Source organism: Plantibacter sp. ME-Dv--P-095, assembly GCF_030209365.1.
Taxonomy (GTDB): domain Bacteria; phylum Actinomycetota; class Actinomycetes; order Actinomycetales; family Microbacteriaceae; genus Plantibacter.
On sequence record NZ_JARVSB010000004.1, the window covers coordinates 232,324 to 252,708 of the forward strand.

The following is a 20,385-nucleotide window of genomic DNA, read 5'->3' on the forward strand; positions in this document are numbered from 1 at the left end:
CCGGCGCCGTTCTCCACGCTCCGAAAGAGGTCATCGTGTCCACCGCAACCGAACCCACCGCCGTCCTCGCTCCGCGCGCCGGTCGACGAGCCTGGTTCGCGCTCGCCGTCCTCATGCTCCCCGTGCTCCTGGTGTCGGTGGACAACACGGTCCTGAACTTCGCGTTGCCCGCCATCTCGAGCGCACTCACGCCGTCCGGAACCCAGCTGCTCTGGATCGTCGACGTCTACCCGCTCGTCCTCGCCGGCCTGCTCGTGTCGATGGGCAGCCTCGGCGACCGCATCGGTCGCCGTCGGCTCCTCCTCATCGGGTCCATCGGCTTCGGTGTCGTCTCCGTCGCTGCCGCCTTCGCGCCCAGTGCGGAGCTCCTGATCGCGGCCCGGGCTGCCCTCGGGTTCTTCGGCGCGATGCTGATGCCGTCCACGCTCTCGCTCCTGCGGAACATCTTCCTCGACCGCGACCAGCGACGGTTCGCGATCGCCGTGTGGGCCAGTGGGTTCGCCGCCGGCAGTGCGCTCGGACCGATCGTCGGTGGTGTCATCCTCGAGCACTTCGCCTGGGGCGCGGTGTTCCTGCTGGCGGTGCCGGTACTGTTGCCGCTCGTCGTGCTCGCACCGTTCCTCATCCCCGAGTCCAAGGACCCGGATCCGGGTCGCATCGACGTTCCGAGCATCGTGCTCATCCTCGTGACGATGACTCCGCTCGTGTTCGGCGTCAAGCACCTGGCCGAGGCCGGCTTCGACGTCGTCACCGTCGTCTCGATCGTCGTCGGCGTCGCGAGCGGCATCCTGTTCATCCGGCGACAGCTCCGGCTCGAGCACCCGCTGTTGGATCTCAGTCTCTTCCGGCGAGCCTCGTTCAGTGGCGCCGTGGTCATCAACCTGCTCAGCGTGACCGCGCTCGTCGGTGGTCTGTTCTTCGTGTCGCAGCACCTGCAGCTGGTCCTCGGTCTGGCGCCACTCGACGCCGGCCTCGTCCTGCTGCCAGGTCTCATCGTGATGATCGTCGCCGGTCTCGTGATCGTGCCCATCTCGAAGCGGGTCCGTCCGGGGATCGTCGTGCCCGTCGCCCTCGTCGTCTCGGCCGTCGGGTACGCGTCCATTGCGATCACCGGTGGCGACGTCTCGGCCTTCGGGATCGGACTCGCGTTCGTCGCGCTCGGCCTCGGCATCGGATCCGCCGAGACGGTGTCGAACGAACTCGTGATCGCGAGCGCACCGCCGGAGAAGGCCGGTGCCGCGTCCGGCGTGTCCGAGACCGCCTACGAACTCGGTGCGGTCCTCGGCACGGCGACCCTCGGGACGGTGCTCACCGCGTCCTACCGCTCCTCGGTGGTGTTGCCGGACGGGCTCACCGCCGTCCAGCAGCAGGCGGCGGGGGAGACCCTCGGTGGAGCGGCGACCGTCGCGGAGCAGCTCCCGGGCGACCTGGCCGGTGCGCTGATGGAGTCGGCACGGCACGCCTTCGACAGCGGCGTCGGCGTCGCGGCGTGGATCGGGGTCGGCCTCATCGTCGCCGCCATGCTCGTCGCGGCGATCGGTCTGCGCCGCGTCCGGTAAGGCGCTCGTCGGTCGTGCCACCCGGGCTCGGGTGGCACGACCGCGTCGTGGTGCCAGGCGTTAAGCTGGGCGCACACCGTCGTCGCACCCTCAGGAGTCCCATGTCCCGCACCGTCAAGCTCGCAGTCATCCCCGGCGACGGGATCGGTCCCGAGGTCGTGGGCGAGGCGCTCAAGGTGCTGGACGCCGCGATCGAGGGCGGCGAGGCGCGATTCGAGCAGACCCCGTTCTCCCTCGGTGCCGCCCGATTCCTCGAGACGGGCGAGGTGCTGACCGAAGCCGACCTCGCCGCGATCGCCTCGCACGACGCCATCATCCTCGGCGCCGTCGGCGGCGTGCCCGGCGACCCCCGGCTCGCGAACGCGAACATCGAACGCGGCCTGCTCCTGAAGCTCCGCTTCAGCCTCGACCACTACGTCAACCTGCGACCGACCGTCGTGTACCCGGGGGTGCCCAGCCCGCTGCGCGAGCCCGGGGCGGTCGACTTCGTCGTCGTCCGCGAGGGGACCGAGGGGCCCTACGTCGGCAACGGCGGGGCGATCCGCCAAGGAACGCCGCACGAGGTCGCGAACGAGGTCTCGGTGAACACGGCCTACGGCGTGGAGCGCGTGGTCCGTTACGCGTTCGCCGCCGCGGCCGCTCGCCGGGGCAAGCTGACCCTCGTGCACAAGACCAACGTCCTGGTCTTCGCCGGATCGCTCTGGAAGCGCGTCGTCGACGCCGTGTCCGCCGAGTTCCCCGACGTGGCGGTCGACTACCTCCACGTCGACGCCGCCACGATCTTCCTCGTCACCGATCCTGCTAGATTTGACGTCATCGTCACGGACAACCTCTTCGGCGACATCCTCACCGATCTGGCCGGCGCGATCAGCGGCGGCATCGGTCTCGCGGCCTCGGGAAACATCAACCCGGACGGCACGTACCCGAGCATGTTCGAGCCCGTCCACGGATCGGCGCCCGACATCGCCGGGAAGCAGCTGGCCGATCCGACCGCCGCCATCCTCTCCGTCTCCCTGATGCTGTCGCATCTCGGCTTCGCGACCGAGGCGGCACGAGTGGCCACTGCCGTCACCGCCGACATCGCCGCCCGCACGGGCGCAGCGCGTTCGACGACCGAGGTCGGCGATGCGATCGCGGCCCTCGCGGCGAAGCGGTAGACGACGCCCACCTGACACGCAGATCCAGACGGAAGACACCATCATGACGATCAACCTCCCCATGGCACGGCGCGAACTCGCCTTCACCGTGACCCCGAACGAGCAGCCCGTGCCGGCGGCCGAGCGCGACGCGATCCTCGCCGCCCCCGGGTTCGGCCAGCACTTCACCGACCACATGGTCGACATCTGCTGGTCGGAGCACGGCGGTTGGCACCGGCCCCGTGTCCAGCCCTACGGCCCGATCTCACTCGATCCGGCCGCCGCGGTCCTGCACTACGCCCAGGAGATCTTCGAGGGGCTGAAGGCCTACCGCCATGCCGACGGGTCCATCTGGTCGTTCCGGCCGGACGCGAACGGCCGACGCCTGCAGCGCTCGGCCAAGCGACTCGCCTTGCCGGAGCTCCCCGTCGAGTACTTCGTCGAGTCGATCAAGCAGCTCATCGCGGTCGACGGCTCGTGGGTGCCGTCCGCGCCGGAGACCAGCCTGTACCTCCGGCCCTTCATGTTCGCCAAGGAGGCCTTCCTCGGCGTCCGCCCCGCCAAGAAGGTGAACTACTACGTCATCGCCAGCCCGGCCGGCGCCTACTTCACCGGAGGCGTGACGCCCGTGTCGATCTGGCTGTCGACCGACTACAGCCGCGCCGGCAAGGGCGGCACCGGTGCGGCGAAGACGGGTGGGAACTACGCGTCGTCGTTGCTGCCGCAGGCTGAGGCCTACGAACAGGGCTGCGCTCAGGTCCTCTTCCTCGACGCGCAGGAGGCGACCTACATCGAGGAGCTCGGCGGGATGAACGTCGTGCTCGTCAAGAAGGACGGCACCCTCGTCACGCCCGAGTCCGACTCGATCCTCGAAGGAATCACCCGCGACAGCATCCTCCAGCTCGCTGCGGACCGCGGTCACCCGGTCGAGCGTCGTCGGGTCACGATCGACGAATGGCGTGAGGGCGTCGAGAGCGGCGACATCGTCGAGGTGTTCGCCTGTGGCACCGCCGCGGTCGTCACCCCGATCGCGCAGCTGAAGGCACGGGACTTCACCGTCGGAGACGCAGACGCACCCGCCGGAGAACTGACGATGTCCCTGCGGCAGGAGCTGACGGACATCCAGTACGGACGTCTGCCGGACCGCCACGGGTGGATGACCCGACTCGACGCTGAGACGTCCTCGAGCGCCGAATAGGCTCCGAGCACCCTGGGAAGCCCCGCACCTCGTGCGGGGCTTCCGTGTCCTCCGCGTCCCTCGGGATAGGCTGGCCTGGTGAAAATCGCTCGCTTCAGTCACGATCAGGCCATCCGCTACGGCATCATCGACGATGCGGATCTCGTCGTCCTCGACGGCGATCCGCTCTACTCGGGCTTCGAACCGACGGGGGAGCGCGTCCCGCTCGCGGATGCGGTCCTGCTCGCGCCGGTCATCCCTCGTTCCAAGGTCGTCGCCGTCGGCAAGAACTACCGCGACCACGCGGCCGAGATGGGCGGGGAGGCTCCCTCCGAGCCGCTCCTCTTCCTGAAGCCCAACACCTCGGTGGTCGGTCCTGGCGACGCGGTCGTGTTCCCCAAGCAGTCCGAGCGCATCGACTTCGAGGGTGAGCTCGCCATCGTCATCGGCGGCGTCGCGAAGAACGTGAGCGCAGAGCGCGCAGACGAGGTCATCTTCGGCTACACGATCGCCAACGACGTCACGGCACGCGATCTGCAGGAGGCCGACGGCCAGTGGGCACGGGCCAAGGGCTTCGACACGTTCTGCCCGCTCGGCCCGTACATCGAGACGGAGTTCTCCTTCGACGGTGCGACCATCGAGACGCGCGTCGACGGCGAGGTCCGCCAGCACGCGCCGCTGTCGGACATGGTCCACTCGATCGGTGCGATCGTCGAGTACGCCTCGTCCGTCTGGACGCTCCTCCCGGGCGACGTCATCCTGACCGGGACACCGGCCGGCGTCGGAGAGTTCACCGACGGTCAGGTCGTGGAGGTCGAGGTCTCCGGTATCGGGATCCTGCGCAACACCGGTCGCCGCCCTTAGAGCATCCGGGCCGGCCGGGTCTCGAGGACGTCGAGCACCGCAGCGGCGTCGTCGTCGGTGTTCCAGAGATGGAACGCCACCCTGGCCCGACCCGCCCGGCCGGAGGCGGTGATCCCGGCCGACTGCATGGCGCGGAGGTCCTCGCCGTCCGGGTCCAGCCAGGTCACGATGGCCGAGGGGGCACCGGTGAGGAGGGATCGGCGGTCGCCGATGCCCGCCCGGAGTGCCGCTGCCAGCCCGGTGTCGTGGGTGTACACAGCCGACGCGTCGAGCTCCGCGAAGAGGGCGATGGCCGGTGCGGCACCGACCCAGGCCTGCCAGGCGGGGGAGACGTCGAAGCGCCGTGCGCTGTCGGCGAGATGCAGCGACGGGCCGTAACACGAGGACCAGACGTCCTCGCCCGAATACCAGCCGGCCTGACTCGGTCGCAGGCGGTCGAGGACGGCTTCGCGCACCGTCAGGAACGCCACCCCTCGGGGAGCGCAGAGCCATTTGTAGGCGTGGCACACCGTGATGTCGTCGGCGGCGGCGTCGACGGGGAGCCAGCCGGCCGCCTGCGTGAGGTCGTTGAGCGTCAGTGCGCCGTGTGCCCGCGCAGCCGCCCGGATCGCCGTCGCATCCGCGACCGCCCCGGTCGCCGACTGGACCGCGGAGTAGGCGACGAGCCAGGTCGACGCGTCGACGTGGTCGGCGAGCTCGGCGAGGGGCGCGTGACGCACCCTGACGCCTCGGTGTGCCTGCATGAGGAACGGCGCGACGAGCGAGCTGAAATCACCCTCGACACAGAGGACCTCGGCTCCGTCGGGGACGGACGCCGCGATCATCGCGACCATGGCAGAGGTCTGAGACCCGATCGCGACGTCGCGCACGGAGACGCCGACCAGATCCGCGTACGAACGGCGTACGTCCTCGACGACCCGTCCGTAGGACGCGGCGTCCGTTCGGGTCTCCTGCCAGGCCGAGAGGTCGGCGGTCAAGGCGTCGACCGTCCCGATCGTCGGCAGCCCGAGCGTGCATGCGGCCAGATAGCCGGACCCCTCGGGGAAGGAGGTCCGCGCTTCGTCGAAGGTCGTGGGGGCCATGGCTCCAGTGTCTTCGTCGACGATCCATAGGACAAGGACAGGCTCACGATGCGATTCATAACGCTGCATTATGCTTCTTCCATGTCGGCCCTCACCCCCCTCCCCGCCTCGACGTCGCTCGACGCGGGGTCCCTGCTCGTCGTCGGGGCCATCGCAGCGACCGGCTCGATCACTGCCGCCGCCCACCAGCTCGGATCGAGCCAACCGGCCGTGAGTCAGCACCTCAGACGCCTCGAGCAACGTCTCGGCATGCCGGTCGTCGAGCGCGTCGGCCGTGGGGTCCGCCTGACCGACGCGGGCCGGATCCTCGCCGAGCACGCCGAAGCGGTGGACCGCGCGCTCCGGGCGGCCACGGAGGAGGTGGCGGCGCTCGCCGGGCTGCGGAGCGGACGGGTGCGGCTCGTGGCCTTCCCCTCGGCCTCCTCCATGCTCGTCCCGCGGTTGCTCGCGCGCGTGTCGGACGAGGTTCCGGGTTTGGGCGTCTCCTTCGTCGAGGCCGAACCGCCGGAAGCCGTGGCGGCGGTCCGAGCCGGTGAGGCCGACGTGGCGATCACCTTCAGCTATCCGGGCGATCCCGACGATCCGCACCGTGCGAGCGCCGCCGGGCTGCAGGTGCACCGCCTCGGCTCCGATCCGATGCGTCTCGTGCTGCCGATCGACCATCCGCGGGCGGCCGACGAGCAGGTCGACCTCGCGGCGCTCGCCGGCGAGCGGTGGATCGCCGGTTGCCCGCGGTGTCGTGGTCACCTCCTGGGACTCTGTCGGTCCAGCGGCTTCGAGCCGGACATCGCCCACGAGACCGACAACGCGATCGCCGTCACCGCGCTCGTCGCGGCAGGCCTCGGCGTCGCACTCCTCCCGTCGCTCGCACTTTCGGCGGCCCGGCTCCCCGAAGGCGTCGTCGTCCGGCCGACGCGGAACGGAGACGATCGCGCGCTGCACCTCGTGAGCGCGGCGCATGCGGACCGCATCCCGGCGGTCGCGGCACTCCTGCGCATCGCCGCGTCCGTGGGTGGCCCGAGTAGGATGACAGTCGATGTCTGACACGATTACGCACCCCTTCTCCACGGCTTCCGGTTCCGACGTCCGCGTCCGGTTCTGCCCGTCACCGACCGGCACGCCGCACGTCGGCCTCGTCCGCACGGCCCTGTTCAACTGGGCCTACGCCCGCCACACGGGCGGCAAGCTCGTCTTCCGTATCGAGGACACCGACGCGGCCCGCGACAGCGAGGAGAGCTACGAACAGCTCGTCGACGCGCTGACCTGGCTGCGGCTCGACTGGGACGAGGGTGTCGGCGTCGGCGGACCCCACGCGCCGTACCGGCAGTCCGAGCGCAGCGACATCTACGCCGACGTCATCGCGCGACTGACCGCGGCCGGGCACCTCTACGAGAGCTTCTCGACCGCCGAGGAGATCGACGCGCGCAACGAGGCGGCGGGGCGACCGAAGCAGTTCGGCTACGACAACTTCGACCGCGACCTCACCGACGAGCAGCGTGCAGCCTTCCGAGCTGAAGGTCGTGAGCCGGCGCTCCGCCTCCGGGTCCCGGACGACGACCTCAGCTTCGACGACCTCGTCCGCGGCGAGATCACCTTCCCGGCCGGCTCGTTCACCGACTTCGTCCTCGTGCGTCCGAACGGCAAGCCGCTCTACACCCTCGTGAACCCCGTCGACGACGCCATCATGCAGATCACCCACGTGCTCCGCGGCGAGGACCTGCTGCCGTCGACGCCTCGTCAGATCGCGCTGTACCACGCGCTCATCGACATCGGCCTCACCACCTTCGTCCCGAGGTTCGGTCACCTGCCCTACGTGATGGGGGAGGGCAACAAGAAGCTCTCGAAGCGCGATCCCGAGGCGAACCTCTTCCACCACCGGGACCGCGGCTTCGTGCCGGAGGGGCTCATCAACTACCTCGCGCTTCTGGGGTGGTCGCTCAGCGGCGACCGGGACGTGTTCTCGATCGAAGAGATGATCGCGGCCTTCGACGTCGTCGACGTGAATCCGAACCCGGCCCGGTTCGACCTCAAGAAGGCGGAATCGATCAACGGGGACCACATCCGGTTGCTGGAGCCCGCGGACTTCCTCGGCCGCATCGTCCCGTATCTCGTGGATGCCGGCGTGGTGAGCGAGCCCGTTCCCGACGTCCAGCAGGCGATCCTCGAGCAGGCCGCACCGCTCGTGCAGGAGCGCATCGCGCTGTTGGGCGAGGTCCCGGCGCTCCTCGGGTTCCTGTTCGTCGGCGCCGCCGAGCTCGACTACCAGGACGACGCGCTGCGGGGGCTCCCCGCCAACGCGGGTGAGGTCCTCGCGGCCTCCATCGGTGCGCTCGAGCTCATCCCCGAGGCCGAGTGGACCGCGGCCTCGATCCAGGAGGCGCTCGCCGGCGCGCTCATCGAGGGGCTCGGCCTGAAGCCCCGGATCGCCTACGGTCCGCTCCGCGTCGCGGCATCCGGTCGCCGGATCTCGCCGCCGCTCTTCGAATCCCTCGAGATCCTCGGGAAGACGGAATCGATCGCGCGACTGGATCGGCTCTCCGCGCACCTCGCGTCATGAGCGACGCCTACGACGTCGTCGTGATCGGTGGAGGCCCGGCGGGGCTCTCTGCCGCGCTGAACCTCGCTCGGGCGCGGCGTCGAGTCCTCGTGCTCGACGGCAACCGTCCACGCCATGCCGCGACGCTCCGCTCCCACGGCTTCCTCACGCGCGACGGTGTCCCACCGCTCGATCTGCGGCGGCTGGGGCGCGAGGAGGTCGCTGCCTACGGGAACGCCGAGATCCAGTTCGCGGCGGTCCAGACGGTCGAGGCGACTCCTGACGGATTCCGGGTCGTCGCCCAAGGCGTCCGTGGCGAGCCGGACCGCGACGTCGTGACCCGCACCGTCGTCGTGGCCAGCGGGCTCACGGAGACCCTGCCGAAGGTCGGCAACATGCGGGCGTTCTACGGGACGGACCTGCACAGCTGCGTCGAGTGCGACGGGTTCGAGAAGGCTGACGCACCGCTCGCCCTCATCGGCGAGTCGGCGGACCTGGCCGAGTGGGCGATCCTCATCGCGCAGTGGTCGTCCGATCTGATCGTCTTCACCAACGGGTCCGACACCGTCACCGAGCCGGAGGAGGCCGCGCTGGCGTCTGCGGGCATCCGGGTCGAGCGCGGTGCGGTCGCCGAGCTGGCCGGCGGTCGCGACGGGTTCTCCGGGGTGATGCTCGCCGACGGGACGCTCATCGAGCGGTCTGGCGGGTTCGTGCGGCCGGAATGGTCCGCTCCGCTCGAGTACCTGCTGCCGCTCGCGCTCGACCGCGACACCGACGGCTATGTGGTCGTCGATGCTTGGGGCCGCACGACCGTGCCCGGCGTGTACGCCGCCGGCGACATCACACCACCCGGCCCGCAACAGCTCATCGTGGCCGCCGGAAACGGTGCGCGGGTGGCTCGAGCGCTCAACCGGGACCTCGCCGGCGTCCCCAGCTGAACCTGCCGCGACGCGCCCGGAACGCACCGATTTGAGACGATCGGCTCCGTAGGCTAGTGTTGTTCTTCGGTCGGGGCTTCGGTTCAGACAGTGGGGTATGGTGTAATTGGCAACACGACTGATTCTGGTTCAGTTGTTCTTGGTTCGAGTCCAGGTACCCCAGCAAGACAGCAGCATCACGACGAAGGCCCGCGAACATCGCGGGCCTTCGTCGTTGGATCAAGGGTCGCGTCGGACGGGTCAGGCCTCCTCGACCGGCTCCGGGCGTTGCTGCTGATCCACGGACTCCTCATCCGGAGCGCTCGCTCCCGCATCCGACCAGGTCGCGCGGATCGCTCCGGCGAGTCGACGCAGGAACGCTTCGGCATGGCGGTTCATCGCCGCGGGGTCGTGGTCGAGGAGTGCCTGCAGGACCGCTTGCACCGCTGGGATCCCGCCGGCGTCGATGAGGACCACCGGTCGCTGCACCGCGTACCGGACGAGCGCGAGCATCGCCGATGTGATGACCGAGGGGATGAGTTCGAGGTCGTCGAGCAGTCGTTCGCCGAAGCTCAACAGCAGACCCACCGCCCGCGTCGTCTCCTCGACCGGCAGCCGGGCGATCCGCCGCTCGAGGTACTCCGCCTCGAGGAGGGTGTCGTCATCGAGCCGCTCCACGATGCGCCGCACCAGCAGGGGGACGAGGGCGTCGAGCAGGTCGATCACCTCGAACAGCGACTCACTGGCGAGCGGAGCCACCCGCGTGAACCGATTGGGAGCCGTCTGCACGAGGCCGAGGCCGTCGAGTCGGGCCAGGGCTTCCCGGAGCGGTGTCCTCGACACGCCGAGCAGCGCAGTGAGCTCGTCGTCCCGGAGGCGGCGTCCCGGTGCCAGTCGACCGTCGATGATCTCCGCCAGGAGACGCTCGAAGACGTTCTGGCGTAGGAGACGGCGATCCGAGACCGGATCAGTCCGGGCCGACTGGGCATTCATCGGGGATCCCGCTCGGCGAGGTCGGCGGCGGTCCGTTCGAAGGCGACGATGCGCTCCGTCGCCGGCGCGATCTGCCGGGCCATCTCCCGGAAGGCTGCTTCGCCCTGGCCGAAGGGGTCGATGACGTCGTCGTCGGCCGGGTCCGGGATGCGTGCGCTCGTCCGGTTCGCCGCCAGTTCGGGCAGGAGCCGTCGCCACCGCTCCGCGCGGTCCCGGGGGAGCTCGGCGACCTCCACGGTGTCGAGGAGCCGACCGAACTCGCGCAGGGTGAAGGTCCTCCGCAATGCATCGGGCTGGAGGCGGAGAACGGCGCCACGCTGGTCCCTCGTCATCGTCAGAACGGCGTCCTGGCGACGGATCATCTCCGCGGTCAGCTGCGTCGCGACGAACCCGTCGGTCGCAGCGGCGAGTGGTCCGAGGAGGGCCATGCTCGAGGCATCGATCGGTTGTCCGCCCATCGCCCTCGTCCCCGCACTCCGCACCTCGAACCCGGACGCGTCGATGTCGCGAAGCCCGCCGGCCAGCAGGAACCCGGCGTACGGAGAACGACAGATGTTGCCTGTGCAGACCATGAGGATCCGAGTCGGTGTCGGGTCTGGCGTCGCGCTCATACTCGTTCCCGTCGTGATCGACGGCTCGACGAGCTGTCGACCGGGGGCGTCACTCCGGGCAGCTCGCGTTGCGCCTGCTGCTGTTCGGGCGTGCGTCGGAGAGCGGGTGCCGCAGCGGGACGGCGGGTGTCGGGCGCATCCGTGGGCGCGGTCTTCCGACGGGTGCGTCGCTTCGGGGCGGTCGTCCCGGGTTCCGGGATCCGGTCGTAGTAGGAGTACGAGTAGGACTGCCCGCCACGGGAGGCCTCGACACGATTGAGGACGACGCCGAGGAGCTTGGCCTGGACGAAACTCAGGTTCTCGAGGGATTGACGGAGCTGGTCGCGGTGCAGGCGTCCGTCGGCGGAGGCGACGAGCAGGACACCGCTCGCGAGCGTCGACAGTGCGGTGGGGTCCGAGACGTTCACGAGTGGAGGGGTGTCGACAACGACCACGTCGAAGGTGCGCTCCATCTCGGCCAGGGCCCGTTCCATGGCGGCAGACCCGAGGAGTTCGCTGGGGTTGGGTGGCAGCTCCCCGGAGGTGAGGACGGCCAGACGTCCGGCGCCGTTGACGGACTGCGCCGCCTCGTCGAGGCTGATCCGTCCGGTGAGGACCGTCGTCAGCCCGACCGAGCCCTCCAATCCGAACAGCTCGTGCTGGCGGGGGCGTCGCAGATCGGCGTCGACGAGGAGGACCGAGTTCCCCGCCTCGGCGAGGACGAGAGCGAGGTTCGCCGCGGTGGTGGTCTTCCCCTCGCCGGGGATGGAGGACGTGACCATGACGCTTCGGAGCCCGCCGTCGATGGAGGCGAACTGCAGGTGGGTCCGGAGCTGGCGGAAGCTTTCGGCCCGACGGCTGTAACTCTCCGTCGAGCCGAGGATGAGCTGCGGTGTATCAGCGGGCTCGGCCGTGAAGGTGCCCAGGATGCTGGTGTCCGTGAGTTTCTCGATCGCGGCTCGGCCGCGCAGCCGGGTGTCCAGGACCTCGATGAGGAGCGCGGTTCCGACGCCGAGGGCGAGACCGATGAACACGCCGACGGCGAGGTTCTGCAGCGGGTTGGGTGCGACCGGGGACCAGGGCGGTGACGCCTGCTCGACGATCGTGAGTCCGACCGGGGTCGGGCCTCCGGCTGCATCGGTCGACGATGCGGCATCCGTGCTCTCGACGTCGTCGACCAGGTCGACGAGGACCTCGGAGGCGGTGTTGGCGATGCGGGCCGCCGCCACCGGGTCGCTGTCGAGGGCCGAGATGTTGATCAGCACCGACTGGGCGGGGTTTGCGGCGGAGATCGCGCCGACCAGGGTGGCGGGGTCGAGGTCGAGCCGTTCGGCCACCATGGTGCGCACGGTGGAGCCGGTCGCCAGGATGACGTAGGAGGAGACGCGGCTCTGCGCGAAGGTGTTGCCCTGGTTGAGCTCGCCCACGGAGTCGCCGCTCTTGACGGCGACGAACAGCTGGGCCGTCGACTGATAGACGGGCTTGGTGACGAGGGTGTACCCGTGGGCCAGCGCCGCGATGCCGGCCGTGATGGCGACGATGAGCAGCCACCGGTGGCGGAAGATGCGCAGGTAGTCCTTGAGGTCCATTCTGGTATATTAGCATATCGGATGTCTGGCGCGTGGTGGCACGACGTCGAAGGGCCCGGACTCATCGAGTCCGGGCCCTTCACGGGGTGATGGAACGAGTGCTCAGGCCGCCTTGCCGAACCGGTCGGTGCCGCTCGCGCGAGGCCGACGTGGCGCGCGGTTCGTCTGCCGGACGGTCGGTTCCGTCATGACGGGACGTTCTGCGCCGACGAGGGCGCTATCGGCCACCCGGGCATCTCGGTCGACGCTGGCGCCGTGCGCGACGTGCACGTCCGCCCCCAAGCGCGCATCGCTTCCGACCCTGGCGCCGCGACCGATGACGCAGCGCTCGCCGATGTGGACGTTCGCGCCGATGAAGGCGCCCTCACCGATCACTGCGGACCGATCGATCCAGGTCCCGGCACCGATCCAGGCATTGGCGCGGATGTCCGCGTCCGCCTCGACGAACGTCGTCCGTTCGATGAACGCCGTCGGATCGATCAGTGCACGAGCTGCGACCATGCCCTTGCCGTTCGGGTGGTGGCGGTATCGCTCCACCTCACCGGTGCGGCCTTCGATCTCTTCGTACACTCTCGCCATGGGTGACCCCCTTCTGGTCTACTCAACACTGGGGACAACGCCCGGATGCTCCCGGTCATTCCTTCCCCGGCCGTGCCTGGGAATCCCATGAGTCTCGTGTTCTGCTGTAGGAGGAGTTCGGAATCCCACCGGGATGTGGATTGGTCGGAACCGCTCACTGGAAGTCCCGCGAGCGGGTGTTCGCCCCGATCCGGAGAGCCTCGAGGCGATCCGCCACCAGGTTGACGATCCCCTCCGGTGAGCGCTCCAACATGCCCCGGACCACCATGGCCGGGGCCTCCCTCGCCACCCGGCGATACCGGTTCCAGACACCGACGCTGCAGATCACGTTGACGAGCCCGGCTTCGTCCTCGAGGTTCATGAAGGTGATCCCGCTCGCAGTCGCCGGTCGCTGACGATGCGTCACGATGCCCCCCACCTCCACGCGGCGGTCCGTCTGCGCCGTCAGGAGTTCGTCGGATCGCAGGGCACCTCGACGCCGCAGCTCCGTCCGTACATGACGGATGGGATGGTCGTCGGTCGACATCCCGGTCGCCCAGATGTCGGAGATCAGCTGCTCGGCCGGTGTCGGGACCGGTAGCAGTGGCGGTTGCACCGTCGTGAACGTCCCCTCGAGCTGATCTGGTCGGTGTCTGCTCGCCTGGGCGGCACCCCACATCGCCTCGCGACGCGTCAGCCCGAACCCCTCGAAGGCGCCGGCCGCGGACAGCGCCTCCAACTGGGACGAGCTGAGGCCGATCCGCCTCGCCAGATCGGCTTGGCTCGAGAAGAGCCCGCCGCGTTCCCGCTCGGCGACGATGCGCTTCGCCAGTTCCTCACCGATCCCCTGGACGGAGGAGAGCCCCAGTCGGACGGCGAGTCCTCCGTCGCGCCGGTGGCCGGCGGAGTCGTCCGGGAGGTGCGGGTCGAAGTCGCCCGTCGGTCCCTGCTCCTGTTCGAGGCAGCGAGGGCGTCCCCCGGGGGCGATCGGCGTGCCCGGGTCCGCGTCCGGATCGAGCGCCTCGAGGCCGGCCTGAGCCCCCGAGCGGTGCAGGTCGGGGCGGAGCACCGGGACGCCGTGTCGTCGGGCGTCGGCGACCAGGGTCATGGGCGAATAGAACCCCATCGGCTGCGCGCGGAGCAGTGCCGCCAGGAAGGCGCCGGGGTAGTGCAGTCGCAACCACGCGCTCACGTAGACGAGCAGGGCGAAACTCAGGGAGTGGCTCTCCGCGAAGCCGAAGTTCGCGAAGGCCTGGATCTTCGCGTAGACCGCATCGGCGTCCGCGCCGACGATGCCGTTACCGGCCATGCCGAGATAGAGCGTGTCCTTGAGGCTCTCGATCTTCTCCTCGCCGCGCTTGGATCCCATCGCCCGCCGGAGCAGGTCGGCGTCTTCGGCGGAACACCCGCCGACGGCCATCGCCATCTGCATCAGCTGCTCCTGGAACAGGGGGACGCCGAGGGTGCGTTCGAGGACCGGCTCGAGGCTCGGGTGGAGGTAGGTGATGGGTTCCTGGCCGGTCTTCCGTCGCAGGTAGGGGTGCACGGCGCCACCCTGGATCGGGCCCGGGCGGATCATGGCCACCTCGATGACCAGGTCGTAGAACCGTCGGGGGAGAAGCCGGGGGAGCATCCCCATCTGTGCACGGCTCTCCACCTGGAACACGCCGATGGTGTCGGCCCGGCAGAGCTGGTCGTAGACCCCCGCTTCGTCCTTCGGGATGGTCTCCAACGTCCAGCGCTCTCCGGTGTGTTCGGCGACGAGGTCGAAGCAGTACTGGATGGCCGACAACATGCCGAGGCCCAGGAGGTCGAACTTCACGAGTCCCATCCAGGCGCAGTCGTCCTTGTCCCATTGGAGGACCGTACGGCCGTCCATCCGACCGTGTTCGATCGGGCACACCTCGCCGACCGGGCGGTCGGTCAGCACCATGCCGCCGGAGTGGATGCCGAGATGCCGGGGCAGGGTCAGCATCTCCTGAGCGAGGCCGACGACGCGGTCCGGGATGTCGTGGTCGGTGCTCGACATCACACCACCCCAGCGCTCGACCTGCTTGGACCAGGCGTCCTGTTGGCCGGGGCTGTAGCCGAGGGCCTTCGCCGTGTCCCGGACGGCGAACTTCGGCCGGTAACTGATGACGTTGGCGACCTGGGCCGCGTTGCGGCGTCCGTAGGTCTCGTACACGTACTGGATGGCCTCCTCGCGGCGGTCCGAGTCGAAGTCGACGTCGATGTCGGGCTCCTCCTCGCGCATGCTGGAGAGGAACCGCTCGAAGGGCAACTCGTAGAAGATCGAGTCGACGGCGGTGATCCCGAGCAGATAGCAGACGGCCGAGTTCGCGGCCGAGCCGCGGCCCTGACAGAGGATGCCACGGCTGCGGGCGAAGCTCACGATGTCGTGCACGATCAGGAAGTACCCGGGGAAGTCCTTCTGCTCGATGACCTCGAGTTCGCGGTCGATGCGTCGGAGGTGCTCCGGCGTGGCGTTCGGGTACTTCACGGGGACGGCTTCGAGGACGAGGTGCCGCAACCAACTCATCGGGGTGTGCCCCTCCGGGACGCGTTGGCGGGGGAGGTTCGGGCGGACGGCCCGCAGACTGAACGCGAGGTCGTCGGCGAGTTCGACGCTTCGTGCGACCGCCCCGGGGTATCTCGCGAACCGCGCCGCCATCTCGGCACCGCTCCGGAGATGAGCGGCACCGGCGGCAGGCAGCCAACCGTCGAGCTCCTCGAGACTCCGACGGGCTCTGACGGCGGACAACGCGGTCTGCAGCCGATGCTGATCAGGGGTCGCGTAGTGGACGTTCCCGGTCGCCACGACGGTGAGGTCGAGCAGGGCGGCGATCTCGGCGAGCGCGTCGTTCTCCGCCGAGTCCTCCGGATGGCCGTGGTCGCTCAGTTCCACGACGACGTGCTCCGGACCGAACAGCGCGACGAGTCGGTCGATCGCGGCGGCCGCGGCCTCCATACCCTGTTCGCGCAATGCCGTGCGGACGAATCCCTTCCGGCATCCGGTGAGGACGGTCACGAAGCCCGCGACGGACGCGGCGAGTCGCTCGAGGTCGTAGATCGGGTGTCCCTTCTCCGCGCCCTCGGCGAGCTGCGCGTCCGTGATCGCGCCGGCGAGGCGGTGATAGCCCTCGGCCCGACGGGCGAGCAGGAGCAGATGATGCCCGACGGGATCCGGGACGCCGTTCTGCGGCCGGTCGAGTCCGATCGACAGCTCCGCACCGTAGACGGTCCGGAGGTCGGGGAACCGTTCAGCCGCCTCGGCCATGCGGACGACTCCGTAGAACCCGTCGTGATCGGTGAGGGCGAGAGCGTGCAGCCCGAGTGCTGCGGCCTCCTCGACGAGACGTTCCGGGGGGCTCGCACCGTCGAGGAAGCTGAAGCTCGAGTGCGCGTGGAGTTCCGCGTACGGGACCGTCGTCGACGCCGGCCGAGGCTTGGGCGGCTCCGGGGCGTACGGCTCCCGCTTCCGGGACCAGGCCGGGCTGTCGCCGCCGTCCGCCCCCAGCGGGAGGGTGGCCGGCCGGCTCGCGTCGGACAGGCGACGCTCGAACTCCGACCACGACACCGGGGGATTGTTCCATCCCATGGGGTTCCTCTCGTCATGCTGCTGGGGTGCTGGCTGGATGTGGTCAGTCGTACCGTGCTTCGGCTCTCCAGTGCTGCGCCTCCAGGAGGAGCAGCCAGGCGTCGCCTTCGTCGTCCACCACCTGGAGACGGTGGACGTGTCGGTGGGCGTCGTCGTCCCACCACCGTTCGTCGATGCTCCAGGGGCCGGCCCAACCGTCGACGACGTGCCAGTGGGAGAAGGCGGAGAACCGTGCGGGTGGTGCGCTCAGCGTGCCGCGCTCGCCGACCTCCACCGTTCTGCCCGTCGCGTCTACCACCTCGACCGGAACCGCGATGTCGAACACGGTCGTGGGAGCTGCTCCGGGGATGGTACCGGGCCACGGCCGGCTCCGACGTTCGGCCACGGCGGTCCCGCCACCCGGCGGGACACTGCCCCAGGGGACGAGGATGCGGCGGTCGAGGAGGAGACGCCCACCGGACGGCACGGCAGTCAGGACACCGTCGTGACCGAGCATGCTCTGGACCCGGGCGAGCCCGCTGTGGATGCGTTCGTCCGGACCACTGCCCCAGAGACCTTCCTCGTGTTCCGCAGCGTCGTCGAGGGTCTCCGGGACGACCTCGACGAGCTCGACGGGGGAGGCGAGTCCGTGGTCGATGTTCGATGAGCCCTGCAGCTGCCAACGCACCCGGTCGAGGACGTCACCGGCGGTGAACCAACGCGGATGCAACCAGGTCCGGGTGGAGCGCTCGCCACGTTCGCTGCGCATGCTGATCGTGATCGCGGTGGTCACGAGTCCTGCCGCGGTCAATCCGGCGATGAACCGCTCCGCGGACTGCCGGAACCCGAAGGTGAGCTGATCGATGCGGTCGAGCGGAGGTTCGAAGGAGACGGCGACGTTCAGCTCGGTCGGTGGGACGCGGGGGACGACACTCCTGGCGTCCGCGCCGGCGGCGAGACGGTGGGCACGGGCGCCGTCGACGCCGAAACGGTCGCGCACCTCGGTCGCGGGCAACGACCCGAACGCTCCCAGGGTGCTGATCCCGAGTCGATGCAGCAGGGTGCTGAGTTCAGGGCGTCCGAGTGTCGTCAACGGCAGTGGGGCCAGGAAGGCCGAGGACGCTCCCGGTGGGATGACCAGGATCCGGGAGTCGTCCTGCTGGACCACGGTCGACCGCGCCGCCTGTTCTGCGGCGAACGGGCCGTCGGCGATACCGATCCGGGCGTCGGGCACACCGAGGTCGTCGAGGCAGGCGCGGAGGACGTCCGCCGCAGCCGACTCGCCGCCGTAGTAGCGGCTCGGACCTCTGGAGCGGATGGCGCAGAGCCCGGCGCGGTAGGGCTGGACGCCCGGCATGAGTGTTTCGATGCCGAGCAGGATCGGTTCGAACGCCCGGGTGTCGATGACCGGGTCGTAGTCTGCGGTGACCAGCTCCGGACACCGGGCCTCCGCCTCGCGGATGCGCAACCCTCTCCGGACTCCTGCTCGGCGAGCGATCGCGTCGCAGGCGAGGACCTCCCCGTGCTCCACCAGCGCGAGGGGACCGTCGGCGGTGTCCGGAGGCAGGGTGCCGGAGAGTCTCGCCGCCACGATCGGCCAGTCGGGACACCAGAGCACCATCGTGCGCTCGACGAGTTCGGCAGGCGTCTCGATCGTCATCGGTTCACCACCATGGGGAGCCGGGTGACCGTGTCGTCGTCGAGCCTGGTGCGGGAGGGCTGCTCGGCCCGGTCGTCGAGCGGCCCCAGGGGCAGGGTGAGGTGCGCGGTGCGAGGCCTGCCGACCCCACCTTGCCCGAGCATCGAGCTGACCGTGAGTCGTCGACGCAGGAGATGCCCGTGACCCGAGCCGAGGCCGCTCCAGGAGCTCTCGGTCACGCGGAGCGTCGCGTCGCTCTGCGGCCAGGAGCCGAGGACGATGAGTGCCGCCTCGCGTTGGCGGAGCCGGGCGGCGAGCCGTGCTGCGTCGCTCGGCGCGATCCGGCCTGGGGGCGCCGTGATGAGCACCCCGGCGACGTCGGCCATGGCGGCGGTGACCGTGAGCCAGTCGGGCCCGGGCCGGGGGACGAGGACGAGTCGCTCGAGATCGATCCCGGAGGAGGCCGCGGCTTCGATCCCGAACGCTGGAAGGCCGATGACGGCGCACCAGGTGCCGGCCGCGGATGGACCGGCCATGAGGGACATGGCGAGTGCCGTGGAACCGAGGACCGAGTAGCTCCCGCCGGCCTGGAGTGCGCCCCCGGGAAGGAGTCGCGAGAGTTCCGGGGCGGTCGGCAGCGACCTGGTGTCGAGTCGTGTCCCTTGCATCCGCTTGATGCGGCCCTGGAGCTCGTGCAGCTCGGTCGCGGTGTCCGCCCTGACGGGGGAGTCGACGAGTGCGTGGAGGGCCATGGGTCAATATTCGAACATGTCTTCGAACAAGTCAACCGGGTCGACCCGGGTTCACCGACGGATGACGCTCAGTGGGACCATGGTCCCCGAGACCACCGACACGCGGCGTGGTGTGTCATCGGTGGCCGGTACGCTGGGCCCATGTGCGGACGTTTCGTCGTGACCGAATCCACCGAAGAGCTGATCGAGCTCTTCGACATCGACCATGCGGCTGCCGAGCTGCCCGGGCCCTCGTACAACGTGCGCCCGACGGAGCAGATCCCGATCATCCTCGACTCGGCGAAGACGGAGCCGGCGGTCCGGCGTCTCGAATCCGCACGATGGTCGCTCGTGCCGGCGTTCGCCACGGAGCTGAAGAGCCAGTACCCGACCTTCAACGCGCGCTCGGAGGAGATCACCACGAAGCCCACCTTCGCGGATTCGCTCAAGCGACGCCGTGCGCTCATCCCCGCCGCCGGATACTACGAATGGCACACCGAGGGAACGGTGAAGACGCCCTACTACGTACAGACGGCCGGCGGTGAGCCGATCGTCTTCGCCGGACTCTACTCGTGGTGGCGGGACCGCTCGCTCTCGGACGACGATCCGCGGCGATGGGTGCTAAGTGCGACCATCCTCACCCGCCCGGCCGTCGGGTCGTTGCAGGGGCTGCACCCGCGGACGCCCGTGACCCTCCCTCCGGAGTGCTGGGACGAATGGCTCGACCCGCACCATGAGGCGGATCAGGACGAGGTCGACGAGATGGTGCTCGCTGCGACCGACGTCGCGGAGCAACTGGTGTTCCACCGTGTCGCACCGTTGCAGGGTGACGGGCCCGAGCTCATCGTCCCGGTCCAGGACTGACCACTCGCTCGCGACATCGGGCCGTCGGCGCGATCGGGCGACGGCGCGGTCGACATCCGGTCACGTACCCCCCCTGGAAACACAGAACCGCCCCTGACGCGAACGTCAGGGGCGGTTCTCGGTGTCTCAGACGCGAGGGCTGGAAAGACCGGCCACTCGGATCGTCAGCTCCGACTGATCAGAGAATCAGAGGGGGCGGATGTTCTCAGCCTGCAGGCCCTTGGGGCCCTGGTTGGTCTCGAACTCGACCTTCTGGTTCTCCTCGAGCGAGCGGTAGCCGCTCGTCGCGATGGCGGAGAAGTGTGCGAAGACGTCGGCGCTGCCGTCGTCAGGGGTGATGAAGCCGAAGCCCTTTTCGGCGTTGAACCACTTCACAGTTCCAGTTGACATGTATTTCCTCTTTCATGAGTGACCGTTCCCGACTTTCGGGACCGTTCGTCGCGGTGTTCTTTGCTCGCTCCTCAGAAAAGCAGCGTATCCATCGGTGGAAACGCGGCTTGAAATACCTGCGCAACACAACAACTTCGATCCACGTTAGCCCATGAGGGCGCACAAGTGGAACTCAAACAGGTA

Annotated in this window: 17 protein-coding genes and 1 tRNA gene; 9 read left to right on the forward strand and 9 right to left on the reverse strand. The window is 69.4% G+C overall.

Annotated elements, in window-relative coordinates; all coding sequences use genetic code 11:
- Positions 1-35 precede the first annotated feature (35 nt).
- The 4 genes from QRN26_RS06230 to QRN26_RS06245 all read left to right on the forward strand — a co-directional run bounded on the left by QRN26_RS06230 (position 36) and on the right by QRN26_RS06245 (position 4,736).
- Positions 36-1,559: an MFS transporter gene (locus QRN26_RS06230; protein WP_235522554.1), complete on the forward strand. Its 1,524-nt coding sequence runs from the start codon at positions 36-38 to the stop codon at positions 1,557-1,559.
- Between the two features lie 101 nt (positions 1,560-1,660).
- Complete coding sequence (locus tag QRN26_RS06235) at positions 1,661-2,716, forward strand: 3-isopropylmalate dehydrogenase (RefSeq protein WP_285035895.1); 1,056 nt, start codon at positions 1,661-1,663, stop codon at positions 2,714-2,716.
- A 43-nt stretch (positions 2,717-2,759) separates the two neighbouring features.
- Positions 2,760-3,893, forward strand: a complete 1,134-nt coding sequence (locus tag QRN26_RS06240; protein WP_082455848.1) for a branched-chain amino acid aminotransferase — start codon at positions 2,760-2,762, stop codon at positions 3,891-3,893.
- Positions 3,894-3,971: 78 nt separating this feature from the next.
- A complete protein-coding gene (locus QRN26_RS06245) occupies positions 3,972-4,736 on the forward strand; it encodes a fumarylacetoacetate hydrolase family protein (RefSeq protein WP_056007024.1) in 765 nt (254 codons plus the stop codon).
- Here the strand turns inward: QRN26_RS06245 and QRN26_RS06250 are convergent.
- Entirely contained in the window at positions 4,733-5,818 is a 1,086-nt protein-coding gene (locus QRN26_RS06250) for an aminotransferase class V-fold PLP-dependent enzyme (protein WP_285035896.1), read from the reverse strand. The genes QRN26_RS06245 and QRN26_RS06250 overlap by 4 nt on opposite strands.
- A gap of 81 nt (positions 5,819-5,899) precedes the next feature.
- On the opposite strand from QRN26_RS06250, the gene QRN26_RS06255 reads away from it, so the two are divergent.
- The 4 genes from QRN26_RS06255 (at position 5,900) to QRN26_RS06270 (ending at position 9,455) form a co-directional block, all read left to right on the forward strand.
- Positions 5,900-6,862 carry a LysR family transcriptional regulator gene (locus tag QRN26_RS06255; RefSeq protein WP_285035897.1) on the forward strand — a complete coding sequence of 321 codons (963 nt, stop codon included), beginning with the start codon at positions 5,900-5,902 and terminating at the stop codon, positions 6,860-6,862.
- Positions 6,855-8,375, forward strand: coding sequence for a glutamate--tRNA ligase (gene gltX, locus QRN26_RS06260; protein WP_285035898.1), 1,521 nt, complete (start codon positions 6,855-6,857; stop codon positions 8,373-8,375). Before QRN26_RS06255 ends, gltX begins: the two co-directional genes overlap by 8 nt.
- The gene (locus QRN26_RS06265) at positions 8,372-9,292 is read left to right on the forward strand and encodes an NAD(P)/FAD-dependent oxidoreductase (protein WP_285035899.1); all 921 of its coding nucleotides are present in this window, start codon (positions 8,372-8,374) and stop codon (positions 9,290-9,292) included. Before gltX ends, QRN26_RS06265 begins: the two co-directional genes overlap by 4 nt.
- 91 nt (positions 9,293-9,383) lie before the next feature.
- Positions 9,384-9,455, forward strand: a tRNA-Gln gene (locus tag QRN26_RS06270).
- Between the two features lie 77 nt (positions 9,456-9,532).
- On the opposite strand, the gene QRN26_RS06275 is transcribed toward QRN26_RS06270, so the two are convergent.
- The 7 genes from QRN26_RS06275 to imuA' form a co-directional block, all read right to left on the reverse strand.
- Entirely contained in the window at positions 9,533-10,264 is a 732-nt protein-coding gene (locus tag QRN26_RS06275; RefSeq protein ID WP_285035900.1) for a GntR family transcriptional regulator, read from the reverse strand.
- The gene (locus QRN26_RS06280) at positions 10,261-10,875 is read right to left on the reverse strand and encodes an arsenate reductase/protein-tyrosine-phosphatase family protein (RefSeq protein ID WP_285035901.1); all 615 of its coding nucleotides are present in this window, start codon (positions 10,873-10,875) and stop codon (positions 10,261-10,263) included. Before QRN26_RS06280 ends, QRN26_RS06275 begins: the two co-directional genes overlap by 4 nt.
- On the reverse strand, positions 10,872-12,443 hold the full coding sequence (locus QRN26_RS06285) for a tyrosine-protein kinase domain-containing protein (protein WP_056007003.1): 1,572 nt from the start codon (positions 12,441-12,443) through the stop codon (positions 10,872-10,874). Before QRN26_RS06285 ends, QRN26_RS06280 begins: the two co-directional genes overlap by 4 nt.
- Before the next feature lie 102 nt (positions 12,444-12,545).
- Positions 12,546-13,022 carry a DapH/DapD/GlmU-related protein gene (locus QRN26_RS06290; RefSeq protein WP_082455846.1) on the reverse strand — a complete coding sequence of 159 codons (477 nt, stop codon included), beginning with the start codon at positions 13,020-13,022 and terminating at the stop codon, positions 12,546-12,548.
- A gap of 154 nt (positions 13,023-13,176) precedes the next feature.
- Positions 13,177-16,599, reverse strand: coding sequence for an error-prone DNA polymerase (locus tag QRN26_RS06295; RefSeq protein ID WP_285035903.1), 3,423 nt, complete (start codon positions 16,597-16,599; stop codon positions 13,177-13,179).
- 43 nt (positions 16,600-16,642) lie between these two features.
- Positions 16,643-18,238, reverse strand: a complete 1,596-nt coding sequence (locus QRN26_RS06300; protein ID WP_285035905.1) for a DNA polymerase Y family protein — start codon at positions 18,236-18,238, stop codon at positions 16,643-16,645.
- Positions 18,235-18,969 (reverse strand): DnaE2-dependent mutagenesis accessory factor ImuA', encoded by a 735-nt coding sequence (imuA', locus tag QRN26_RS06305; RefSeq protein WP_056006991.1) that lies wholly within the window; start codon positions 18,967-18,969, stop codon positions 18,235-18,237. The genes QRN26_RS06300 and imuA' overlap by 4 nt, the downstream gene beginning before the upstream one ends.
- A gap of 141 nt (positions 18,970-19,110) precedes the next feature.
- Between imuA' and QRN26_RS06310 the strand changes: the two genes are divergently transcribed.
- The gene (locus tag QRN26_RS06310; protein WP_056006988.1) at positions 19,111-19,812 is read left to right on the forward strand and encodes an SOS response-associated peptidase; all 702 of its coding nucleotides are present in this window, start codon (positions 19,111-19,113) and stop codon (positions 19,810-19,812) included.
- A gap of 186 nt (positions 19,813-19,998) precedes the next feature.
- Here QRN26_RS06310 and QRN26_RS06315 read toward each other — a convergent pair whose 3' ends face one another.
- Positions 19,999-20,202, reverse strand: a complete 204-nt coding sequence (locus QRN26_RS06315; protein WP_056006986.1) for a cold-shock protein — start codon at positions 20,200-20,202, stop codon at positions 19,999-20,001.
- Between the last annotated feature and the right edge of the window lie 183 nt (positions 20,203-20,385).

Bases quoted from the DNA above. Each gene is read 5' to 3' on its own strand.
- QRN26_RS06315 (WP_056006986.1), bottom strand. From the start codon at position 20,202: ATGTCAACTGGAACTGTGAAGTGGTTCAACGCCGAAAAGGGCTTCGGC.
- imuA' (WP_056006991.1), bottom strand. From the start codon at position 18,969: ATGGCCCTCCACGCACTCGTCGACTCCCCCGTCAGGGCGGACACCGCG.
- QRN26_RS06295 (WP_285035903.1), bottom strand. From the start codon at position 16,599: ATGGGATGGAACAATCCCCCGGTGTCGTGGTCGGAGTTCGAGCGTCGC.
- QRN26_RS06265 (WP_285035899.1), top strand. From the start codon at position 8,372: ATGAGCGACGCCTACGACGTCGTCGTGATCGGTGGAGGCCCGGCGGGG.
- QRN26_RS06285 (WP_056007003.1), bottom strand. From the start codon at position 12,443: ATGGACCTCAAGGACTACCTGCGCATCTTCCGCCACCGGTGGCTGCTC.
- gltX (WP_285035898.1), top strand. From the start codon at position 6,855: ATGTCTGACACGATTACGCACCCCTTCTCCACGGCTTCCGGTTCCGAC.
- QRN26_RS06275 (WP_285035900.1), bottom strand. From the start codon at position 10,264: ATGAATGCCCAGTCGGCCCGGACTGATCCGGTCTCGGATCGCCGTCTC.
- QRN26_RS06280 (WP_285035901.1), bottom strand. From the start codon at position 10,875: ATGAGCGCGACGCCAGACCCGACACCGACTCGGATCCTCATGGTCTGC.
- QRN26_RS06300 (WP_285035905.1), bottom strand. From the start codon at position 18,238: ATGACGATCGAGACGCCTGCCGAACTCGTCGAGCGCACGATGGTGCTC.
- QRN26_RS06310 (WP_056006988.1), top strand. From the start codon at position 19,111: ATGTGCGGACGTTTCGTCGTGACCGAATCCACCGAAGAGCTGATCGAG.
- QRN26_RS06240 (WP_082455848.1), top strand. From the start codon at position 2,760: ATGACGATCAACCTCCCCATGGCACGGCGCGAACTCGCCTTCACCGTG.
- QRN26_RS06255 (WP_285035897.1), top strand. From the start codon at position 5,900: ATGTCGGCCCTCACCCCCCTCCCCGCCTCGACGTCGCTCGACGCGGGG.
- QRN26_RS06235 (WP_285035895.1), top strand. From the start codon at position 1,661: ATGTCCCGCACCGTCAAGCTCGCAGTCATCCCCGGCGACGGGATCGGT.
- QRN26_RS06290 (WP_082455846.1), bottom strand. From the start codon at position 13,022: ATGGCGAGAGTGTACGAAGAGATCGAAGGCCGCACCGGTGAGGTGGAG.
- QRN26_RS06250 (WP_285035896.1), bottom strand. From the start codon at position 5,818: ATGGCCCCCACGACCTTCGACGAAGCGCGGACCTCCTTCCCCGAGGGG.